This window comes from Streptomyces longispororuber (assembly GCF_024448165.1).
Taxonomy (GTDB): domain Bacteria; phylum Actinomycetota; class Actinomycetes; order Streptomycetales; family Streptomycetaceae; genus Streptomyces; species Streptomyces longispororuber_A.
In genome coordinates, this window is the sequence record NZ_JAMOLN010000006.1 from 30578 (window position 1) to 48670 (window position 18093).

The 18093-nt window shown below is 74.4% G+C and carries 17 protein-coding genes and 1 pseudogene; 6 read left to right on the forward strand and 12 right to left on the reverse strand.

Going from position 1 to position 18093, the window contains the following annotated elements; translation table 11 throughout:
• Positions 1–13: 13 nt before the first annotated feature.
• The 3 genes from M4J07_RS02990 to M4J07_RS03000 are packed head-to-tail and all read right to left on the reverse strand — an operon-like array spanning position 14 to position 5012.
• The gene (locus M4J07_RS02990) at positions 14–1768 is read right to left on the reverse strand and encodes an ABC transporter ATP-binding protein (protein WP_255966824.1); all 1755 of its coding nucleotides are present in this window, start codon (positions 1766–1768) and stop codon (positions 14–16) included.
• On the reverse strand, positions 1765–3528 hold the full coding sequence (locus M4J07_RS02995) for an ABC transporter transmembrane domain-containing protein (RefSeq protein ID WP_255966826.1): 1764 nt from the start codon (positions 3526–3528) through the stop codon (positions 1765–1767). Before M4J07_RS02995 ends, M4J07_RS02990 begins: the two co-directional genes overlap by 4 nt.
• Before the next feature lie 41 nt (positions 3529–3569).
• Positions 3570–5012, reverse strand: a complete 1443-nt coding sequence (locus M4J07_RS03000) for a cytochrome P450 (RefSeq protein WP_255966828.1) — start codon at positions 5010–5012, stop codon at positions 3570–3572.
• Positions 5013–5152: 140 nt separating this feature from the next.
• On the opposite strand from M4J07_RS03000, the gene M4J07_RS03005 reads away from it, so the two are divergent.
• The 3 genes from M4J07_RS03005 to M4J07_RS03015 all read left to right on the forward strand — a co-directional run bounded on the left by M4J07_RS03005 (position 5153) and on the right by M4J07_RS03015 (position 7707).
• On the forward strand, positions 5153–5779 hold the full coding sequence (locus M4J07_RS03005; RefSeq protein ID WP_255966830.1) for a TetR/AcrR family transcriptional regulator: 627 nt from the start codon (positions 5153–5155) through the stop codon (positions 5777–5779).
• A 69-nt stretch (positions 5780–5848) separates the two neighbouring features.
• Complete coding sequence (locus M4J07_RS03010) at positions 5849–6304, forward strand: MarR family transcriptional regulator (RefSeq protein ID WP_255966832.1); 456 nt, start codon at positions 5849–5851, stop codon at positions 6302–6304.
• A complete protein-coding gene (locus M4J07_RS03015) occupies positions 6301–7707 on the forward strand; it encodes an MFS transporter (protein WP_255966833.1) in 1407 nt (468 codons plus the stop codon). Before M4J07_RS03010 ends, M4J07_RS03015 begins: the two co-directional genes overlap by 4 nt.
• 4 nt (positions 7708–7711) lie before the next feature.
• Here M4J07_RS03015 and M4J07_RS03020 read toward each other — a convergent pair whose 3' ends face one another.
• The 4 genes and pseudogenes from M4J07_RS03020 to M4J07_RS03035 all read right to left on the reverse strand — a co-directional run bounded on the left by M4J07_RS03020 (position 7712) and on the right by M4J07_RS03035 (position 10444).
• Entirely contained in the window at positions 7712–8143 is a 432-nt protein-coding gene (locus M4J07_RS03020; RefSeq protein WP_255966835.1) for a nuclear transport factor 2 family protein, read from the reverse strand.
• A gap of 46 nt (positions 8144–8189) precedes the next feature.
• Positions 8190–8963 (reverse strand): annotated as a pseudogene (locus M4J07_RS03025) (slipin family protein); the annotation flags it as partial.
• Between the two features lie 98 nt (positions 8964–9061).
• Positions 9062–9793 carry a 2OG-Fe(II) oxygenase gene (locus tag M4J07_RS03030; protein ID WP_255966839.1) on the reverse strand — a complete coding sequence of 244 codons (732 nt, stop codon included), beginning with the start codon at positions 9791–9793 and terminating at the stop codon, positions 9062–9064.
• Between the two features lie 75 nt (positions 9794–9868).
• Positions 9869–10444: a methylated-DNA--[protein]-cysteine S-methyltransferase gene (locus M4J07_RS03035; RefSeq protein ID WP_374214985.1), complete on the reverse strand. Its 576-nt coding sequence runs from the start codon at positions 10442–10444 to the stop codon at positions 9869–9871.
• Between the two features lie 238 nt (positions 10445–10682).
• Here M4J07_RS03035 and M4J07_RS03040 point away from each other — a divergent pair, with 238 nt between their 5' ends.
• Both M4J07_RS03040 and M4J07_RS03045 read left to right on the forward strand, forming a co-directional pair.
• On the forward strand, positions 10683–11501 hold the full coding sequence (locus tag M4J07_RS03040) for a putative protein N(5)-glutamine methyltransferase (protein WP_255966841.1): 819 nt from the start codon (positions 10683–10685) through the stop codon (positions 11499–11501).
• A 72-nt stretch (positions 11502–11573) separates the two neighbouring features.
• Positions 11574–11957, forward strand: coding sequence for a hypothetical protein (locus M4J07_RS03045; protein WP_255966843.1), 384 nt, complete (start codon positions 11574–11576; stop codon positions 11955–11957).
• Positions 11958–11992: 35 nt separating this feature from the next.
• Here the strand turns inward: M4J07_RS03045 and M4J07_RS03050 are convergent, their stop codons facing one another.
• From M4J07_RS03050 to M4J07_RS03065, 4 genes are all read right to left on the reverse strand, one after another.
• Entirely contained in the window at positions 11993–12640 is a 648-nt protein-coding gene (locus M4J07_RS03050; protein WP_255966845.1) for a DUF4230 domain-containing protein, read from the reverse strand.
• Positions 12641–12688: 48 nt separating this feature from the next.
• Complete coding sequence (gene otr(A) / locus M4J07_RS03055; RefSeq protein WP_255966847.1) at positions 12689–14596, reverse strand: tetracycline resistance ribosomal protection protein Otr(A); 1908 nt, start codon at positions 14594–14596, stop codon at positions 12689–12691.
• A 136-nt stretch (positions 14597–14732) separates the two neighbouring features.
• Complete coding sequence (locus M4J07_RS03060; protein WP_255966849.1) at positions 14733–15167, reverse strand: protein-tyrosine phosphatase family protein; 435 nt, start codon at positions 15165–15167, stop codon at positions 14733–14735.
• Positions 15164–15784, reverse strand: a complete 621-nt coding sequence (locus tag M4J07_RS03065; RefSeq protein WP_255966851.1) for a TetR/AcrR family transcriptional regulator — start codon at positions 15782–15784, stop codon at positions 15164–15166. Before M4J07_RS03065 ends, M4J07_RS03060 begins: the two co-directional genes overlap by 4 nt.
• 83 nt (positions 15785–15867) lie before the next feature.
• Between M4J07_RS03065 and M4J07_RS03070 the strand changes: the two genes are divergently transcribed.
• Positions 15868–16836, forward strand: a complete 969-nt coding sequence (locus M4J07_RS03070) for a DMT family transporter (protein ID WP_255966853.1) — start codon at positions 15868–15870, stop codon at positions 16834–16836.
• Positions 16837–16918: 82 nt separating this feature from the next.
• Here the strand turns inward: M4J07_RS03070 and M4J07_RS03075 are convergent, their stop codons facing one another.
• Complete coding sequence (locus M4J07_RS03075; protein ID WP_255966855.1) at positions 16919–18076, reverse strand: dihydrofolate reductase family protein; 1158 nt, start codon at positions 18074–18076, stop codon at positions 16919–16921.
• Positions 18077–18093: the final 17 nt, after the last annotated feature.

An 18093-nucleotide genomic window follows, 5' to 3' on the forward strand; every position in this document is an offset into this window, starting at 1 on the left:
CACGCACCCCTGGTCAGTCGGTCCCGCTGTCCCCGTGCCAGGACCGCCACAGCGCCGCGTACGTGCCGTCCGCCGCCACCAGGTCCGCGTGCGGCCCGAGTTCGGTGAGGCGGCCGGACTCCATCACCGCGACCCGGTCGGCGTCGTGGGCGGTGTGCAGCCGGTGGGCGACCGCGACGACGGTCCGGCCGCGCAGCACGGCGGCGAGGGCCCGCTCGGTGTGCCGGGCGGTGGCCGGGTCGAGCAGGGCCGTAGCCTCGTCGAGGATCACCGTGTGCGGGTCGGCCAGGACGACGCGGGCGAGCGCGAGTTGCTGGGACTGCGGCCCGTCCGGGCGGACGCCGCCCGCGCCGAGCTCGGTGTCGAGGCCGTCCGCCAGGTCGGCCACCCATTCCGCGCCGACGGCGGCCAGCGCCGCGGTCAGCCGGGAGTCGTCGGCGTCCGGCGCCGCGATCCGCAGGTTGTCGCGGACCGAGCCGAGGAAGACGTGGTGCTCCTGTGTGACGAGCACGACGTGCCGGCGCAGCCGCTCGGGCGGCAGCGCGGTGACCGGGACGCCACCCACCCGCACCGTCCCGCTGCGGGGCGCGTCGACACCGGCGAGCAGCTTGCCCAGCGTCGTCTTGCCCGCGCCGGACGGTCCCACCACGGCGAGCCGTTCCCCCGGCCGCACGGTGAGGTCGACGCCGTGCACGACGTCACCGCCGCCCTCGTACGCGTAGTGCACGTCCCGCAGTTCCAGGACGTCGCCGACCGGGGAGCGGTCCTCGGCCGGCGTCGTGCGCGGCACCATGCCGATGCCCTCCACCCGGGCGAACGAGGCGCCGCTGCTCTGGAGTTGCTCCACCCAGAACAGGATCGTGTCCAGCGGGCCCGACAGTTGGCGCAGGTACAGGGCGCAGGTCACGAGCGCGCCCAGGCCGAGCGCTCCCTTGGCGTGCAGGGTGCCGCCCACGACGAGCACCGCGACGACCGGCAGGACGTACGAGACGTCCACCGAGGGGAAGAGGACGGTCCGCAGGAACAGCGTCCGCATCCGCGTGGCACGGCTGTGCCCGATCGCCCGCTCGCACGCCTCGATCCGCTGCCGCTGAAGACCGAACGCCTCGACGGTCCGCGCCCCCGAGGCCGTCGCCGCGAGCTGCTCCGCGAGCCGCGAGTCGGCCTCGCCCTGGGCGAGGTACGCGGCTCTCGCCCGGCGCAGATACCAGCGGACCGCCACCGGGAGCCCGGCGAGACAGACCAGTGCGGCCGCGCCGAGCAGTGGTTCGACGACGCACACGGCGGCGGTCAGGAACACCGCCTGGGCGAGGGAGACGAGGACGTCGGGCGCCGCGTCGCGCAGCGTCGTCGCGACGGACGCCACGTCGTTCGTGCCCCGGTTGGTGAGATCGCCGGGACCCACCCGGTCCACCACCGACGCGGGCAGGGCCAGGGCCCGGTCCACGAACCGGTCGCGCACCCGGGCCGCGGTGCGCTCGCCGAAGCGGTGGGCGACCAGCCGGGCCCAGCGCGTGCACAGCAGTTGGGCGACGGCGCAGCACAGGATCGCCAGGGCCGCCCGGTCCACGTGCCCGACGGAGGTGCCGTCGCGCACGTCGTCGATGATCCGGCCGAGCAGCCACGGACCCGCGATCGCGGCGCCCGCCGCGAGGCAGTTGAGCAGCAGCAGACCGGTGAAGGCGCGCCGGTCGCGCCGGACGAGGTCCACCGCGGCGCGCCGGACAGCGGCCCGGTCGGCGACGGGGAGCGAGACGGGCGCGCTCATGCGTGGCCTCCCGGCGCCGGTGTCCCGGGGGCGGCGTCGTCGAGCCCGCGGGCGACCAGGGCGCGGTACTCCCGCTCCCGCGCGAGGAGTTCGCGATGGCTGCCGGTGGCCCTGACCCGCCCGTCCACCAGGAAGCACACCGTGTCGGCCCGGTCCAGCAGCAGCGGCGACGTCCCGGTGACGAGGGTCGTGCGGGTGCGGCGGGCGGCGCGGAGCCGGTCGGCGGCGCTCGCCTCGGTGTGCGCGTCGAGGGCCGAGGTGGGTTCCACGGCGAGGAGGACCTCCGGTTCGGCGTGCAACGCCCGGGCCAGGCGGACGCGTTGGCGCTGGCCGCCGGAGAGGTTGCGGCCGTGCGCGAGGAGGTGGGCGTCGACTCCGTCCGGCAGGCCCGCGACCACGTCGTCGGCCGCCGCCGCGTGCAGCGCTTCCGGCACCGCCGTCCCGGCCGCGGCCCGGCGCCCGGCGACGGTCTCCCGGACCGTGCCCGCGAACAGGGCCGCCTCGGGGTCGGCGACCAGGACCCGGCGCCGCACCTCCTCGATCCGCACGGCGTCCAGCGGCACGTCGCCCCACGTCACGGCCGACGGCGCGAACCGGCCGAGCCGGTCCACGATCTCGGCCGCGTCGCCGGGCCGCGCCGACACCAGCGCCGTGAGCAGCCCCGGCGCCACCGTCACCCCGGACACCGGGTCGTGCAGGGCCGCGCCCGCGGCCGGTCCTGGCACGGGGGAGCGGTGGCCGCCGGTCTCCGGCGCGAGCGACAGGAACCGCAGCACCCGGCGCGCCGCGACCAGGCCGCGGCCCAGGTCGTAGCCGCCCTCGATGAAGAACTGCACGGGGAGCACCAGCATCGCCACGTACCCGTAGACCGCGACCAGTTCGCCCACGGACAGCTCGCCACGGGCGGCCATCCGGGCCGCGAGCCAGGTCACGCAGGCGAGGAACAGGGCGGGCAGACCGACCGCGAGGGCCTGCACCCAGCTGACCACGCGCGCCACCCGGTAGCCCTCGTCCCGCAACCGTCCGGTGTCCGCGCGCAGTCGCCGCGCGCAGAGGTCCTTGCCGCCGAGCCCGGCCAGCACCCCGAGCCCGCCCGCGAGGTCCGCGAGCCGCGCCGCGAGCACGCCCTGCTGCTGCCGGTAGCCCGTCTCGGCGCCCTGCAGCCGCGTGAGGAGCGGACCCAGCACGCCCGCCATGAGCGGCACGCCCAGCAGGATCACCGCGGCCAGCAGCCCGGAGATGGACAGCAGCAGCCCGGCGACCACCGCGTACGCCACCAGTGCGCCGACGCCGGGGCCGGCGATCGTCAGGGCCTGGCTGATGCGCTGGACGTCGCCGATCCCGATGGTGAGCACCTCACCGGCCGCCACCCGGCGGGGCAGCACCGCCCCGAGCCGGGTCGCGTGCCGGGTGACGAGCCGGTTCGTGCGGAACGTGGCGTCGAGCCGCACCAGGGTCATCGTCCGGTGCCGCATGATGGCCAGCCACGCGTTGACCGCGCCGACGGCGAGCAGCACACCGCACCACCCGTAGAGGGCGGAGGAGTCGCCGGCCGTCAGCCCGTCGTCGATCGCGCGCGACAGGACGTACGAGGGCAGGGTGAGTCCCACCATCCACGCGGTGCCGAACAGTGATCCGCGCGCCACCCGCGCCTTCTGCCGGCCGACCAGCCACCAGAGGTAGCGCAGCGGGCCGCGCAGTTCGGGCCTGCCCGGGTCGGGGCCGCCCGCCCCGCCGATGTCCTTGCATCCCTCACTCATTGACGCACCCTACGAGGTGCGCCCCGGCCGTCGGCCGTGGTTCAGCGACGGGTGAGGTGCAGCCGCAGTCCGCGCGGCATCAGCGTCAGCCGCTCGGCGATCCGCAGCTGGTAGCCGGGCTCGGCGGACAGGTCGTAGCGGCGGAGCAGCAGGCCGAGCACCAAGGTGGCCTCGTGCAGGGCGAACTGGCGGCCGATGCAGGCGCGGGCGCCCGTGCCCCACGGCTTGAAGACGTGTCCTGGGCGGGCCCGCACGGCTTGCGGCGTGAACCGTTCCGGGTCGAACGCCTCGGGGTCGTCGCCCCACGCCGCGGGATCGCGGTGCAGCATCGTGGTCAGGACGAGCGTCCACGCCCCGCGCCGCATCGGGTGCACCCCGCCCAGCGTGGTGTCGGCGACGGCCTCGCGGGCGAACGCGGGCGCCGTCGGCCACAGCCTCAGCGACTCGTCCAGCACCCGCCGCAGATAGCGCAGTTTGGCGACCTGCTCGTAGGCGGGCACGGGCGCGTCGCCCCAGACCCGGTCGACCTCCTCCTGGGCCTTCGCCAGGACGTCCCGGTGCTGCGCGAGGTAGTGCAGGGCGAAGGAGAGCGCGCCCGAGGTCGTCTCGTGGCCCGCCACCAGGAAGGTGATCACCTGGCGGCGGATGTTCTCCGGCGCGAGCCGCTCACCGGTCTCCGGGTGGGCCACCTCCAGCATCCGGTCGAGCAGGTCGCCGGGGCCGTCGCCCGCGGCGCGCCGGGCGGCGATCACCTCGTCGACGGTGCGGTTCAGATAGGCGCGGTCGGCCGCGTTCCGCTTCTCCGCGCCCCGCAGCAGGCCCGACAGCAGCGGCGGCACGACGTTCCGGCGCTGCGCGAACGACAGCGCGCCCACCATCGCCGTCACGAAGGGGTGCAGCTGCTCGCGCTCGAACGACTGGAAGTCGTGCCCGAACCCGGTCCGCGCGATCGTCTCCAGGGTCAGCTTCGTCATGTCGCCCGGCACGTCCACCGCCCGCCCGGCCGCCTCGCCGGCGTCCCACGCGGACATCAGCTGTCCGGCCACGTCGAGCATCAGCGGGTGGTAGCCCTCCATCGCCTCGCGGCTGAAACCGGGAGCCAGGATGTCGTGCGCCAGCTGCCAGTTGGGCTCGTGGTTGTACGCGGTGAACAGGCCGTCGCCCGCCACGGGCCGCAGGTTGGCCACCCCGAGCCCGACGTGCTTGGCGAACCGCGACTCGTCGGCGAGCTCCGCGGCGAGGTCCGCGCCCCAGACGAAGACGATCTCCTTGCCGAACCCCTTGCGGCGGAAGATCGGCCCGAGCTCGGCGGCGATCCGCATCGAGTCCTGCACCGGTGTGCGGACGTTGGTGCCGACGACGTCGCCGATCAGCGGCACCCGGCGCGGCGGGTGCGGGATCCGGTCCAGGCGCGGCCAGCCCTGCTCGGCACTGCGAAAGCCCCGCGGCAGGGCACTGCCCGCCGTCTCCGTCACCTGCGCCATCGTGCCCATCTCCCTTGCGCCACCGGCTCGTTCGGCCCGCCGGAACACCTTGTTGGACGTGGATTCAATAATGCGCCACAGTCTGGGCCTGTTGTTGAACTCACGTCAAGTAAGCGGGGGAACCCCAGTAAGGTGCGGCCATGGATGCGGAGCGCGGGGGAGTGCGGGCGGCGGGGGAACGGACCCGGCGCAGGCTGAGTACGCAGGAGCGGCGGGAACAGCTCCTGTCCGTGGGCGCCCGGCTGTTCGCCCAGGACCCGTACGACGACGTGTGGATCGAGCAGGTCGCCGAGATCGCGGGCGTCTCGCGCGGGCTGCTGTACCACTACTTCCCGACGAAGCGGGACTTCTTCGCCGCCGTCGTGCGCCGCGAGAGCGAGCGGATGCTCCGGCTGACCGCCGCGGTCCCCGGCATTCCGGTCCGCGACCAGCTCGGTACCGGGCTCGACACCTTCCTGGAGTACGTCGCCGCGCACGCGCACGGGTTCCGGGCCTTCCACCGCGCCGAGGCGGCGGGCGACCCGACCGTGCGCGCCGTGTACCGGGAGGGCCTCGCCGCGCACGAGGAGCAGATCATGGCCGCCCTCGCCGCCGACCCGCAGACCGTCGGCCGGCTCCCCGAGGGGCCCGCCCTCCGGCTGGCCGTGCGCGGCTGGCTGGCCTTCCTCGTCGCCGTCTGCCTGGACTGGCTGGACGAGCCGGAGCTCACGAGGGAGCAGGTGCGGGACCTGTGCGCCCGGGCGCTGCTGGGGGCGATCGCCTCCTGAGGCCGTCCGGCACTACGAGGTCGTAAGGAAAACTTGCAAGGCTTCCTGTCGAACTCGTACGGTGGAGCCATGCCAGGAACGCAGGGACACGCGGCCGCCGAGCCGCCCACCGAGCGGATCGCCGCCGATCTCGCCACCGTCGTCGGACGGCTCTCGCGGCGGCTGCGCACCGCGTCGCCGGACAGTCTGCTCACCCCGACCCAGCGCACGGTCCTCGCCCGCCTCGACACCGAGGGCCCGGCCACCACGGCCGCCCTCGCCCGCTCCGAGTACGTCCGGCCGCAGTCCATGCGCCTCACGCTCGGCGCCCTGGAGGAGCAGGGCTTCGTGGCCCGCAGCCCCGACCCGGCCGACGGCCGGCAGTCCGTCATGTCGATCACCGACAGCGGGCGCGCCACCCTCGCCTCGGTCCGGGCCGCCAAGCACGGCTGGCTCGCCCAGGCCCTCGCGTCGGAACTCGACGCGGACGAGCGCCGCACCGTCGCCGAAGCAGCCGCGCTCCTGGAACGGCTGGTGCAGAAGTGACCGGTGACGCGGGCGACACGGCGACCCTGGTCGCGCAGTCGCCCGCGCGGACCGGATTCAGCGTCCGGCTCACCGCCCCGCTGCTGCTCGGCTCGCTCCTGAACCCGCTCAACACCACGATGATCTCCACCGCCCTGGTGGCGATCGGGCACCACTTCGGGATCGGCGCCGCCGACACGGCCTGGCTGATATCCGTCCTCTACCTCGCGAGCGCCGTCGCCCAGCCCGTCCTCGGCAAACTCGCCGACGCGATCGGCCCCCGCCGCGTCTTCCTCGCCGGCCTCGTCGTGGTCTGCGCCTCCGGAGTCGTCGGCGCCCTCGCCCCCGCGTTCGGCTGGCTCGTCGTCTCGCGGCTGCTGCTCGGGATCGGCACCTCCGCCGCCTACCCGGCCGCCATGGCGGTGCTGCGCGACGAGGGCCACCGTGTGGGGCGCCGCCCGCCCCGGCCGGTCATGGCCCGTCTCTCCTTCGCGGCGCTCGGCAGCGCCGCCGTCGGCCCGACCCTCGGCGGACTGCTCGTCACGGTCGTCGGCTGGCGCGGCATCTTCGCCGTCAACGTGCCGGTCGCCGTCGTCGCGTTCGTCTGCGCCCTGGTCTGGATCCCCGCCGACCCGCCCCGCCGCACCGGAGCGGACCCCGCGCCGCGGCTCGCGCTCGACGTCCAGGGCATCAGCCTCTTCGCCACCGCCCTGACCGTCCTCGTGTTCTTCCTCCTGGACCTGTCGCACCCCCTGTGGTGGCTGCTCGCCCCGTTCGGGGTGCTCGCGGCGGGACTGCTGTGGTGGCAGCTGCGCTGCGCGGCCCCGTTCATCGACGTGCGGATGCTCGCCGCGAACGGCCCGCTCGCCCGCACCTACCTCCGCCACGGCCTGAGCTATCTGCTCATCTACATCGTCATGTACGGCTTCACGCAGTGGCTGGAGGAGGGGCGCGGCTACTCCTCCGGGCACACCGGACTGCTGATGCTGCCGATGTCCGTGGCCGCCCTGGTCTGCTCGCTGCTCGGTGCCCGCACCCGGGGCATCCGCGCACCGCTCACCGTCGCCTGCGTGCTGCTCACCGCGGGCGCGGGGCTGCTCACCCTGGTGTCGGGAAGCACCCCGCTCGGCGTCCTCCTGCTGGCCGGCGCCTGCTTCGGCATCCCGCAGGGGCTGATCGGCACCAGCAACCAGGCCGCGGTCCAGGAGTACGCGCCCGCCGCCGACATCGGCGCCGCGGCCGGCCTCCAGCGCACCGCCCAGTACATCGGCGCGATCACCGCGTCCAGCCTGATCGCCCTCGCCTACGGGCAGCGGGCCGACGACGCGGGACTGCACCTGATGGCGGGCGTCTCGGTCGTCCTCGGCGTCCTGCTCGTCGCCCTGACAGTGACGGACCGGGCCCTGCGCCGGTCCACGGCGTGACGCCTCAGCCCGCGCGGGGCGTCAGGAACAGCCCGCCCTCCGGCTCCCGGTGCCCGTCGGCGGTGTGCCAGTAGTCCCGCGTCTCCACGGCGAGCCCGGCGTCGTCGAACCGTACGAACACGCACCCGGCCAGCGTCGTCGGCCGGCCGTCCTCCTCGGCGAGCACCCGGAACTCGGCGACCGCGACCCCGCCGGGACCCACCACCGGTTCGCCGAACCGCACGTCGACCGGCCGCTCGTCCACGAACGACCAGCGCAGGTACTCGCCCAGCGCCGCCCGGCCCCGGTGCGGTGCGCGGAACGGCATGGACCGGTGCACGCAGTCCTCCGCGTAGAGCGTGAGCAGCGCGTCCACGTCGTGCCCCGCCCACCCCGCCTCCCACGCGGCGACGAACCGCCGCGCGGCCCGCCCGGTGTCGTCGTGCCCCTGGTCCATGGCCGTCTCCCGCCTGCCGGTTGCGGGTGACGCTACCCGACGGTCAGGCGGTGGGCGGCGGCTGCTGCGCCCGCTCCAGGAAGCGCAGCAGCTCCACGGGGAAGGGCAGTACCAGGGTCGAGTTCTTCTCTGCGGCGACCGCCACCACGGTCTGCAGCAGCCGCAGTTGCAGCGCGGCCGGCTGCTCCGACATCACCCCGGCCGCCTCGGCCAGTTTCTTCGAGGCCTGCAGCTCCGCGTCCGCGTTGATCACCCGCGCCCGCCGCTCCCGGTCCGCCTCCGCCTGCCGCGCCATCGACCGCTTCATCGACTCGGGCAGGGAGACGTCCTTGATCTCGACCCGGTCGATCTGCACGCCCCAGCCCACGGCCGGACTGTCGATCATCAGCTCAAGCCCCTGGTTGAGCTTCTCCCGGTTGGACAGCAGGTCGTCGAGATCGCTCTTGCCGATGATGGAGCGCAGCGACGTCTGCGCCATCTGCGAGACCGCGAACCGGTAGTCCTCGACCTGGATCACCGCGTTAGCCGGATCCACGACCTTGAAGTAGACGACCGCGTCCACCCGCACCGTGACGTTGTCCCGCGTGATGCCCTCCTGCGCGGGCACCGGCATCGTCACGATCTGCATGTTCACCTTGCGCAGCCGGTCGACCCCCGGCACGACGAGCGTGAATCCCGGTTCGCGCACCCCGCCGGACAGCCGCCCCAGCCGGAGCACGACGCCCCGCTCGTACTGCTTCACGACGCGGGCCGCCGCCGCCACGTACACCAGGCAGGCGGAGACCACCCCCGCGCCCGCCAGCACCAGTTCCTGGACCATGGCGACCCCCAGATGTCCGAGTCATCCAGATATTCCACGATATGCCCGTCGGGAGGTCGCGGTCGAGGATCCCGGCCTCCCGCTGGTCCGGGTGCGGATCACTCGGCGTCGTGGAAGACCAGCCCCAGCGTGTGGCGGCGTCCGGAGCGCACCGTGCTCACACCGTGCCGCATCGGACCGTTCGCCCAGCCGCGCACCGAACGCACCGGACGGTCACGGGTGGTGAACACCAGCGCGTGCCCCTGGAGCAGCGTCGTCGAGAAACCCCGCGACTGGGCGCGCGCCCGCTGCTCGGTCATCAGGAACTCGCCGCCGCGGTAGTCGGTGCCCGGCTCGTCCAGACCGATCACGACCTGCAGCGGGAACACCAGCTCGCCGTACAGGTCCCGGTGCAGCGCGTTCCAGTCCCCGGCGCCGTAGCGCAGCAGGATCGGGGTCGGCCGGGTCTGCCCCGCCGCGCGGCAGCGCTCCAGCCACGCGTCGAGGGTGTCCGGCCACGGCGCGGGCCGGTTCAGGCGCCGCGCCCAGTCCCGCGCGATCGGCAGCAGCCGCGGATAGAAGGCCGCGCGCAGCTCGCGCACGAGGTCGGGCAGCGGATGGTCGAAGTAGCGGTACTGGCCCCGGCCGAACCGGTACCTGGCCATGTCGATCGTCGACCGGAACCGCGCCACGTCGTCGTAGAGCGCGCTGACGGACCGGCACTCGGCGGGCGTGAGCACCGGCCGCGGGGTCAGGGCGCTGCCGAACTCGTCGAGTTCGGCGGTGAGTTCGGCCCAGTCGACGGCGGCGATCCGCCGCAGTGCGGGGGTGGTGGTCGCGATGCTGGTCATGGGTGCGGTCCTGTTCCTGTTCTGGATTCCGTACGCGAGGTGGCCCGGCCGTCGGCAGTCGGCTGCGTCTTCGGTTCAGGGCAGGGGGAGTGGTGGCTGCAGGGCGCCTTCGAGCACCAGCAGCTGTTCCTTGCGGGCGACTCCGGCCGCATAGCCCTTGAGGGTGCCGTCGGCGCCGATGACGCGGTGGCAGGGGCGCACGATCAGCAGCGGATTGCGGCCGATCGCCGCGCCGAGCTCGCGCACCTCGCCGCGGGGGACGCCGAGCCGCTCGGCCAGGGCGCCGTACGTGGTCGTCCTGCCGTACGGCACCGACTCCAGGGCGTCCCACACCCGGCGCTCGAAGGCGTCGCCGCTCGGGGCAAAGGCCAGGTCGAAGACGGTGCGGCGGCCGTCGAAGTACTCCGCCAACTGCCGGGCGGCCGGGCCGAAGGCGTCCGGCGCGTGCCGCCAACCGGCGCGGACGCCGGCCCGCCCGCGCTGACCGGGCAGCGACAGCGACACGAGCGCCGTACCGCCGGGCACCCGCTCCGACTCCGTGCCGACCAGGAGCATGTCGCCCAGGGGGCCGGGGAGCGTGGCGTACAGCAGATCGGCGGGCGTGCCGGCGGCCGTGCGGGTGGTGTCTTCCGTGGTCCCGTTCCTGTTCATGACTCCAGATTGGTCGCGCGCGGCACCGGGTGCTGGCGGGATTCGGACGCGGTGTCCCGTGCGGTACTGTGACCGGGCCCAACAGCGCCACGAGGAACGAGGAGGTGAGTCCGATCACCGCTGTGTCAGGTCGGGAGCTCCCTTCTTCCGTCGCGCTTCCCGTCCGCTCGGTCTGAGCGGGACGGCGGCCGTACGGCGACCGGGAGCCCCCCAGGTGTACCGAGAGGTCTCCCCGAACATGTCGCTTCCTTCGAGTCCGTCACTGCCGTCCGGCCCGTCCCCCCTGTTGTCGTTCGCCGAGGTCGTGGTGGCCCTGCGCGCCGCCGGCTGCGTGTTCGCCGAGGACGAGGCCCGCATCCTGCTGTCCACCGCCCGTGACGCCGCCGAACTGGCCGCGTTCGTCGAGCGCCGCACCGCCGGACTGCCGCTGGAACACGTCGTCGGCTGGGCCGAGTTCTGCGAGCTGCGGATCGTGGTGGACGACGGGGTGTTCGTGCCGCGCCGCCGCACCGAGTTCCTGGCCCGCAGGGCCGCGGCACTGACCCCGCCCGACGCGGTCGTCGTCGACCTGTGCTGCGGCACGGGCGCGGTCGCCGCCGTGCTCGCCGACCGCCGCCCCGCCGCCCTGCACGCCGCCGACCTCGACCCGGCCGCCGTGCGCTGCGCCCGCCGCAACGTCGAACAGCGCGGCGGCCGGGTCCACGAGGGCGATCTGTACGACCCGCTGCCGGCGGAGCTCAGGGGCCGGGTCGACATCCTGATCGCGAACGGCCCCTACGTCCCGACGGACGACGTGCCGCTGCTGCCGCCCGAGGCCCGCGACCACGAGCGGCGCATGGCGCTCGACGGCGGGGCCGACGGCCTCGACGTGCTGCGGCGGGTGGCGGCCGGGGCGCCCGACTGGCTCGCGCCGGGCGGTCACCTCTTCGTGGAGACCAGCGAACGCCAGGCGGCCGACGCGGAGGCGGCCGTCCGCGCCGCCGGTCTCGCCGCCCGGGTGATCGAGGACGACGACCTGTACGCGACCGTGGTCATCGGCACCCGCACCCACCGCTGACGTCGGGGTTTGGGGCCCCGCGCGGCCGGTACCCGGCTCGGACCCGGCACCGCTTCGGAGAGGGGCTCCGCCATGACCGACCACACCCGCAGCACCACCCCCGTGCACGGCTACGGGCCCACCGCGGTGGGCGTGACACTCAGCGCTTGCGCCGCACAGGACGCCGCGACGGTCTTCGCGGTGCTCTGCGCGGCGTACGAGACGGACCGCGGCCCCGACGACCGGCCCGCCGAGGACGCGACGGTCTGGCTCGCGACGGTCGACGTCACACCCGAGGCCCCCCGCCCCGCGCCGGCCCTGTTGACGGCCCCCGTCACGGCGGACCTCCAGGGCGGCCACGACGCCCTGGACCACCTCCGCGCGACGCTCGACGCGGCGTTCGAGGTGACGGAGACCTCCGCCACCCCCGGCGACCAGGAGCACGTCGTGGAACTGCGCCTGACGGGCCGCGGCTAGCGGACCGGCAGGCGCAGTCTCCCGCACCGCCCGGGTCAGGCGGCTTCGTACGACACCCGCACCTTCTCGAACCCGAGGGACTTCAGCAGCCCCCGGAGCATCTCGGTGGTGTTGCGCTCGGCCCGGCCGGTCAGATCGCTGTCCCGCGCGGCCTCGCCGATGTGCCGTGCGGCGAGCTCCCGCACCGCACGCTCGTCGTTCGGATTGTCCGAGAACAGGTCGCCGAGCCGGTCGAGCAGCCCGCGCTGCTTCGACACGGCGTAGGAACGCCCGGTGTCGAGCGCGGGACGCGCGAGCCGCGCGTGCGGCAGCCGCAGCGTCGCCGACGTGCGGTCGCCGTTCACCCGCACGTCCCCGTCGTCGACCTTCCCGAGATCCACGTACGCGTCCACCGAACCGGCCCCGACGTACAGGGTCCGGGTCCCGCGGATCGCGTCCGGCAGATACTTGGAGTCCTTCTCCAGGTCGACCACGACCTGGAAGTTCCCGGACGCCGCGTCGTAACGGCTCAGATCCCGCACCGACTTGAGCAGCGCGGGTCCCGACCGGTCGTGCGTCTCGGTGCCGAAGACGCCGTCGAGCCTGTTCAGCAGACGCAGTCCGGTGAAGACCAGCGCCAGCACGACGACGAGCACCACCACGGCTTTTGCCCACCGGGGCAACAGAAGAGCCCTCGACCTCATGAGGGAAACCTCCTTCCCATGGAGGTCGGGTTCCACCGTATCCGCTGATCACGCCTTCGGCAGCGACCCCGGTGCCCGCACGGGCCGGTCACCCGACACCCGGGACCACCACACCCCCTCGCCGCGCGTGAGCCCCGGCAGCGCCAGTTCCACCTCGCGCACCCGGCGTGCCGTCAGCTCCCCGGTGACCACCCACGACTCGGTGCCGCCGGTCGTCTCCCCGAACTCGGCGCCCAGGGAGGCGAGATGGGCGGTCACTGGCGCGAGCGCGTCCAGGGGCACCTCCACCTCGAAGGCGTGGACCGGCTCGTAGACCTGCGTCCCGGCCCGCTCCACCGCCTGCCGCAGCACCATCGCGGTCACGGTGCGGAAGTCACCCGCCACGCTGACCGGCGAATCGAACCCCGAGCGGATCAGGGTGACGTGACAGTCCGTCACCGGCCAGCCAGCCGGGCCGCCGGCCCCGGCCAGCGTGGCGTGCACCGTGTCCTCGATCGCCTGGTGGAACGCCCGGGGGAGCGCGCCCAGTTCGGTCTCGTAGGAGAAGACGCGGCCCGAGCCGTGCGGGCCGGGACCGACGCGCAGGCCGACCGTCGCGGGCAGCCCGGTCACGCTGTGCCGGCCCATCTCCTCGACCGCCTCCCCCGTCCCCACGGGCCGCTCCACGCAGCGGACGCGGGTCGGTTCGAAGACGGCGTCGATGCCGAACTCGTCGGCGAGCGTGGCCGCGACGACCTCCTTCTGCACCTCCCCGTAGAGGAGGAGCGACGTCGCGCCGTCGGACGCCGGCCGGGCGTGGATCAGTGGGTCCTGGTCGGCGAGTTCGAGGAGGGCGGCGCGCAGTGCGGCACCCTGGCCGGGGCGCACCGCCCGGGCCACCGTCTCCAGGGTCGGCGGTGCGAACCGGGCGCGCCCGTCGCGGAGTTCGCCGAGTCGGTCGCCCACGCGGAGGCCCGCGACGCCGCGCACCTCGGCGATCTGGCCGGGCCCCGCGACGTCACCACCGGCACCGACGACCCGCATTCCGGTGATCCGCCCGGCGATCCGCTCCGTCCCGCCCTCGGCGTCCCGGCGCAGGAACGTCGTCTTCTGCCGGGCCCGCACCTCGCCGTCGTACAGGCGCAGGGAGCCGATCCGCTCGCCCGCGGGTCCGCGCCGCACCGCGAACACGGTTCCGGACGGCAGAGCCGAGGCGTCCGCCTTCCCGGCGGGCGGCACGAACTCCCGTACCGCGTCGATGAGTTGGCTGACGCCCTGCCCGCCGATGGCGGAACCGAACAGGACCGGGTGGACCGCCCCGTCGGCGGTCCGCGCGGTCAGCGCGGCCCGCACCGTGGCGGTGTCCGGCGCAGGACCGTCGACCAGGGCCGCGAGGATCGAGTCGTCCACCTCGGCGAGGGTCTGCGCGGCCGACGCGTCCAGCGGGCGCGGCAGGACCGTGGCGTCCGGCGTGCCCGCGCCCCGTACGTCGGCGAGCGGCACCACGTGCGGGGTGAGCCTGCGCCGGATGTCGTCGAGCAGCGGAGCGACCCGGGCGCCCGCCCGGTCGATCTTGTTCACGAACACGAGCGTGGGCAGCCCGAGTCGCCGCAGCGTCTTGAGCAGCACGCGCGTCTGCGCCTGCACGCCCTCCACCGCGGAGATCAGCAGGACGGCCCCGTCGAGCACGTCGAGGGCCCGCTCGACCTCGGCGATGAAGTCGGAGTGGCCGGGGGTGTCGATGAGGTTGATCTGGGTGTCGCCGACGGTGAACGCGGCGACGGCCGTGCGGATCGTGATGCCGCGCTGCCGCTCGATCGCGCCGGTGTCGGTACGGGTGTCGCCGCCGTCGACGCTGCCGAGCCGGTCGATGGCCCCCGTGTCGAACAGGAGCCGCTCGGTGAGGCTGGTCTTACCGGCGTCGACGTGGGCGAGAATGCCGATGTTCAGGGTCGTGCGTGCCTGCGGGGTCTGCATGGATGGTCGAGTCCTCGAAAACGATGGTCCGGCGGGGTCGCTGAACTGCTTCGAGGAATCGGCGCATTCCGTTCTCCTGCTCCGGCGAGGGCTGTGACCCGCCTATGGTGCGCAGCGGGTCACCGGCCCGCGCAACTCAATTTCCCGCACGGGTGAACCGGCGCACGTACCGCTTCTGCCAGGGCGTCTCCACGGCGTGCCGGTCGTAGTGCTCGCGCACGTACGCGACCGCCTCCGGCGCCGGCACGCCGTCCAGGACCGCGAGGCACGCGAGCGCCGTCCCGGTCCTGCCGCGCCCGCCGGCGCACGCCAGCTCCACCCGCTCGTCGGCGCACCGCCGCCACGCCTGGTCCAGCACCGTGCGGGCGAGCGCCGCGTCGGCCGGCAGCCGGAAGTCCGGCCAGCGCAGCCAGGCCGACTCCCAGTCGGTGGGCGGCGGCGGGGATCCCAGGAGGTAGATCCCGTACGCGGGGGACGGGCCGGGCGGCAGCGGTCGGCGCAGTCCGCGCCCTCGCACCAGCCGTCCGGAGGGCAGCCGCAGTACACCGGGTCCGGCCGCGTCCCACGTCATCGGAGCTCCTGGGCGGCCGACAGGAGGAACGCCGCGAGGCGCCGCGCCCGGCCGAAGGCGTCGGGGAACACGTCGAGCCCGTCCGACACCAGCGCGCCCTCGTGCAGCAGCATCAGCGAACGGCCCAACTCCCGTGCCGCGTCCGGTGACACGTCCTGCGCCAGGCGGGTGAACAGCTCCAGCATCCACTGCTTCTGCCCGGTGATCACCGCGTACGCGGGGTGGGCGGGATCGCTGATCTCGGCGTGCGCGTTGACCATGCTGCAGCCCTTGCCGCTGTGCTCGGCCGTCCACTCCCGGGAGGCGTCGAAGACCGCCAGCACCCGGTCGACGGGGGAGAGCCCGGCCGGATCGTGATGAGCGGCGAGGTAGGCGCGCCAGCGGGCGTCCCGGGTGGCCAGGTAGTCGACGACGATCTGCTCCTTGGAGCCGAACCGGTCGTAGAGCGTCTTCTTCGTGACGCCCGCCTCCGCCGCGATCAGGTCCACGCCCACGGCGTGGATGCCGCGCTCGTAGAACAGCCGTGACGCCGTCTCCAGGACGCGGCGCGCGGCCGGGGTGAGGTCGGGGCGGTCCGGCTCGACGGCCGGCGGGGCTGAGCTCGTCGTCGTACGCATACTCCCAGAGTAAACCGATCTGTATAGTGAGGTCATGTAGACAGATCTGTATACCCGAGGTGCCCCGAGGTGGTGGCCGCACCATGAACGTCCTGCTGTCCGTCGGCTTCGTCGTGACCTGGAGCTCCGGCTTCATCGGAGCCAAGCTCGGCGCCGGCGAGGCCAGTGCCGTGACCACGCTCATGTGGCGGTTCCTGCCGCTCGCGCTCGTACTCGTGGCTGTCGCGGGCCGCACCTGTCTGCGCACCCTGTCGGCACGCGACCTGGGGCGGCAGGCCGTCGTCGGCGCCCTCTCGCAGAGCGGATACCTGCTGACCGTCTACTACGCCATCCAGCTCGGCGTCTCCAGCGGCACGACCGCGCTCATCGACGGCACCCAGCCGCTCGTCGCGGGCGCACTCGCCGGACCGTTGCTGCGGCAGTACGTCACCGCCCGCCAGTGGCTCGGCCTCTGCCTCGGCGTGGCCGGGGTCGCCGTCGTCACCACCGCCGACGCGGCGGCGGTCACGGGTGTGGCCTGGTGGGCGTACGCGATCCCGTTCCTCGGCATGCTGTCGCTGGTCGCGGCCACGTTCGTGGAGAGCCGCTCGCCCACCCGCGTCGAACCGCTGGCCGCGCTGACCGTGCACTGCGCCACCAGCGCCGTCGTCTTCACCGGCCTGGCCGTCCTCGTCGGCGGGGTCGCGCCGCCCGCCGCGCCCTCCTTCTGGCTGGCCATCGCCTGGCTGGTGGGCCTGTCGACGTTCGGCGGCTACGGCCTGTACTGGCTCGTGCTGCGCCGGCGCGGGCTGACCCAGGTCAACACCCTGATGTTCCTCATGGCGCCGGTGACCGCGGTGTGGGGAGCGCTGATGTTCGGCGAGCCGTTCGGCGTACGGACCGTGCTCGGTCTCGGACTCGGCCTCGCGGCCGTCGTGGTGGTGCAGCGCGGCGGACCCGGGCGACGGCCCGGGGCGGACGCCCGCGGGCCGTCGTCGACCGACTCCGTTCCGCCATCCGTTCCTGCGTCCGGGTCTCGCGAGCGCTCTTCGCCGCCGAGCCCGTGCGCATGAGGCCGAGGGCGATCGCGGTGCCCATGATCAGGTTGTGCGTCGCGAGCGAGGGCCGGCTGCCGGAGAAGCGCACCGCCCGGGTTCATCCCTCATGTGTCCCCGTGGTGACCAGGTGCGCGTTGGGGCGCACGGCCGCCTCGGCGAGCTCCGGGACCTCCGCGACGACGACGCCCGCCTGCGCCAGCACCCCGATGCCGTCCGCGCCCGGCACGAACGTGTCGGGCTCCCGCCACGCCGTCACCACCCGGCGGACACCCGCGTCCACGATCAGCCGCGCGCACGGCTTCGGCCGGGACGCCCGGCGGGCACACGGCTCCAGGCTGCTGTAGACCGTCGCCGTCGCGAGGCGCGGCTCGTCCGCCGGCAGCTTGGCGAGCGCCGCTTCCTCGGCGTGCACGACCGGGTCGCCCGCCTCCCGGGAGTGCCCCCGCGCGAGCTCCGTGCCGTCGGCCGCCACGATCACCGCGCCCACGCTGAAGGCGGTCCGGGACGGCGGGCAGTCCGCGGCCAGGTCGCAGGCGAGCCGCAGCCAGTGCCGGTCCGCGGCGGTGGCCGCGCCCGTGGTGCCGGGCACCGTCGGCGCGTACCGCGTCACGACGACGTCGCCGACCCGCTCCGTGTCCAGGACCCGCATCCGGCTGCGCGGGCCGCCCGGATACGCGCCGGGCCCGAACAGGCGCGGCGCGTCCGGCTCGCCGACCACCAACGGCGCGACCGCGAGCCGCAGTTCGTCCGCGAGGCCGAGCTGCAGCAGCTGCGTGTGCACCCGCGCCCCGCCCTCGACCATCAGCCGGTGCACCCCCCGCGCGCCCAGGTCGTCGAGCAGACCGGCCCAGTCGACGGCCGGGCCGAGGGCCACGACGTCGGCCACCGCGCCCACCCGCTCCCGGGCGAGCGGCGCGCCCGAGTCCGTCGTGTACACGAGCCGCGCGCCGCCCGTCGTCCAGAACGGGTCACCCGGATCGAGGTCGCCGGACGCGCTGACCGTCACCTTCAGCGGATACGCGGGCAGCCCGTCCGCGACCCGCTTGGCGCGCCGCTCCGCCGAGTTGACCAGCAGCCGCGGCCGGTCCGCGCGCAGCGTCCCCGCCCCGACGAGGATCGCGTCGTGCGCCGCCCGCACCGCGTCGACCCGGTCGAAGTCCGCCGCGCCCGACAGCAGCAGCCGCTCGGGACCGGTGTCGTCGAGGCACCCGTCGAGCGAGACGGCGGCGGACAACAGCACGTGGGGGCGGGACATGGCGACTCCGTGACCGG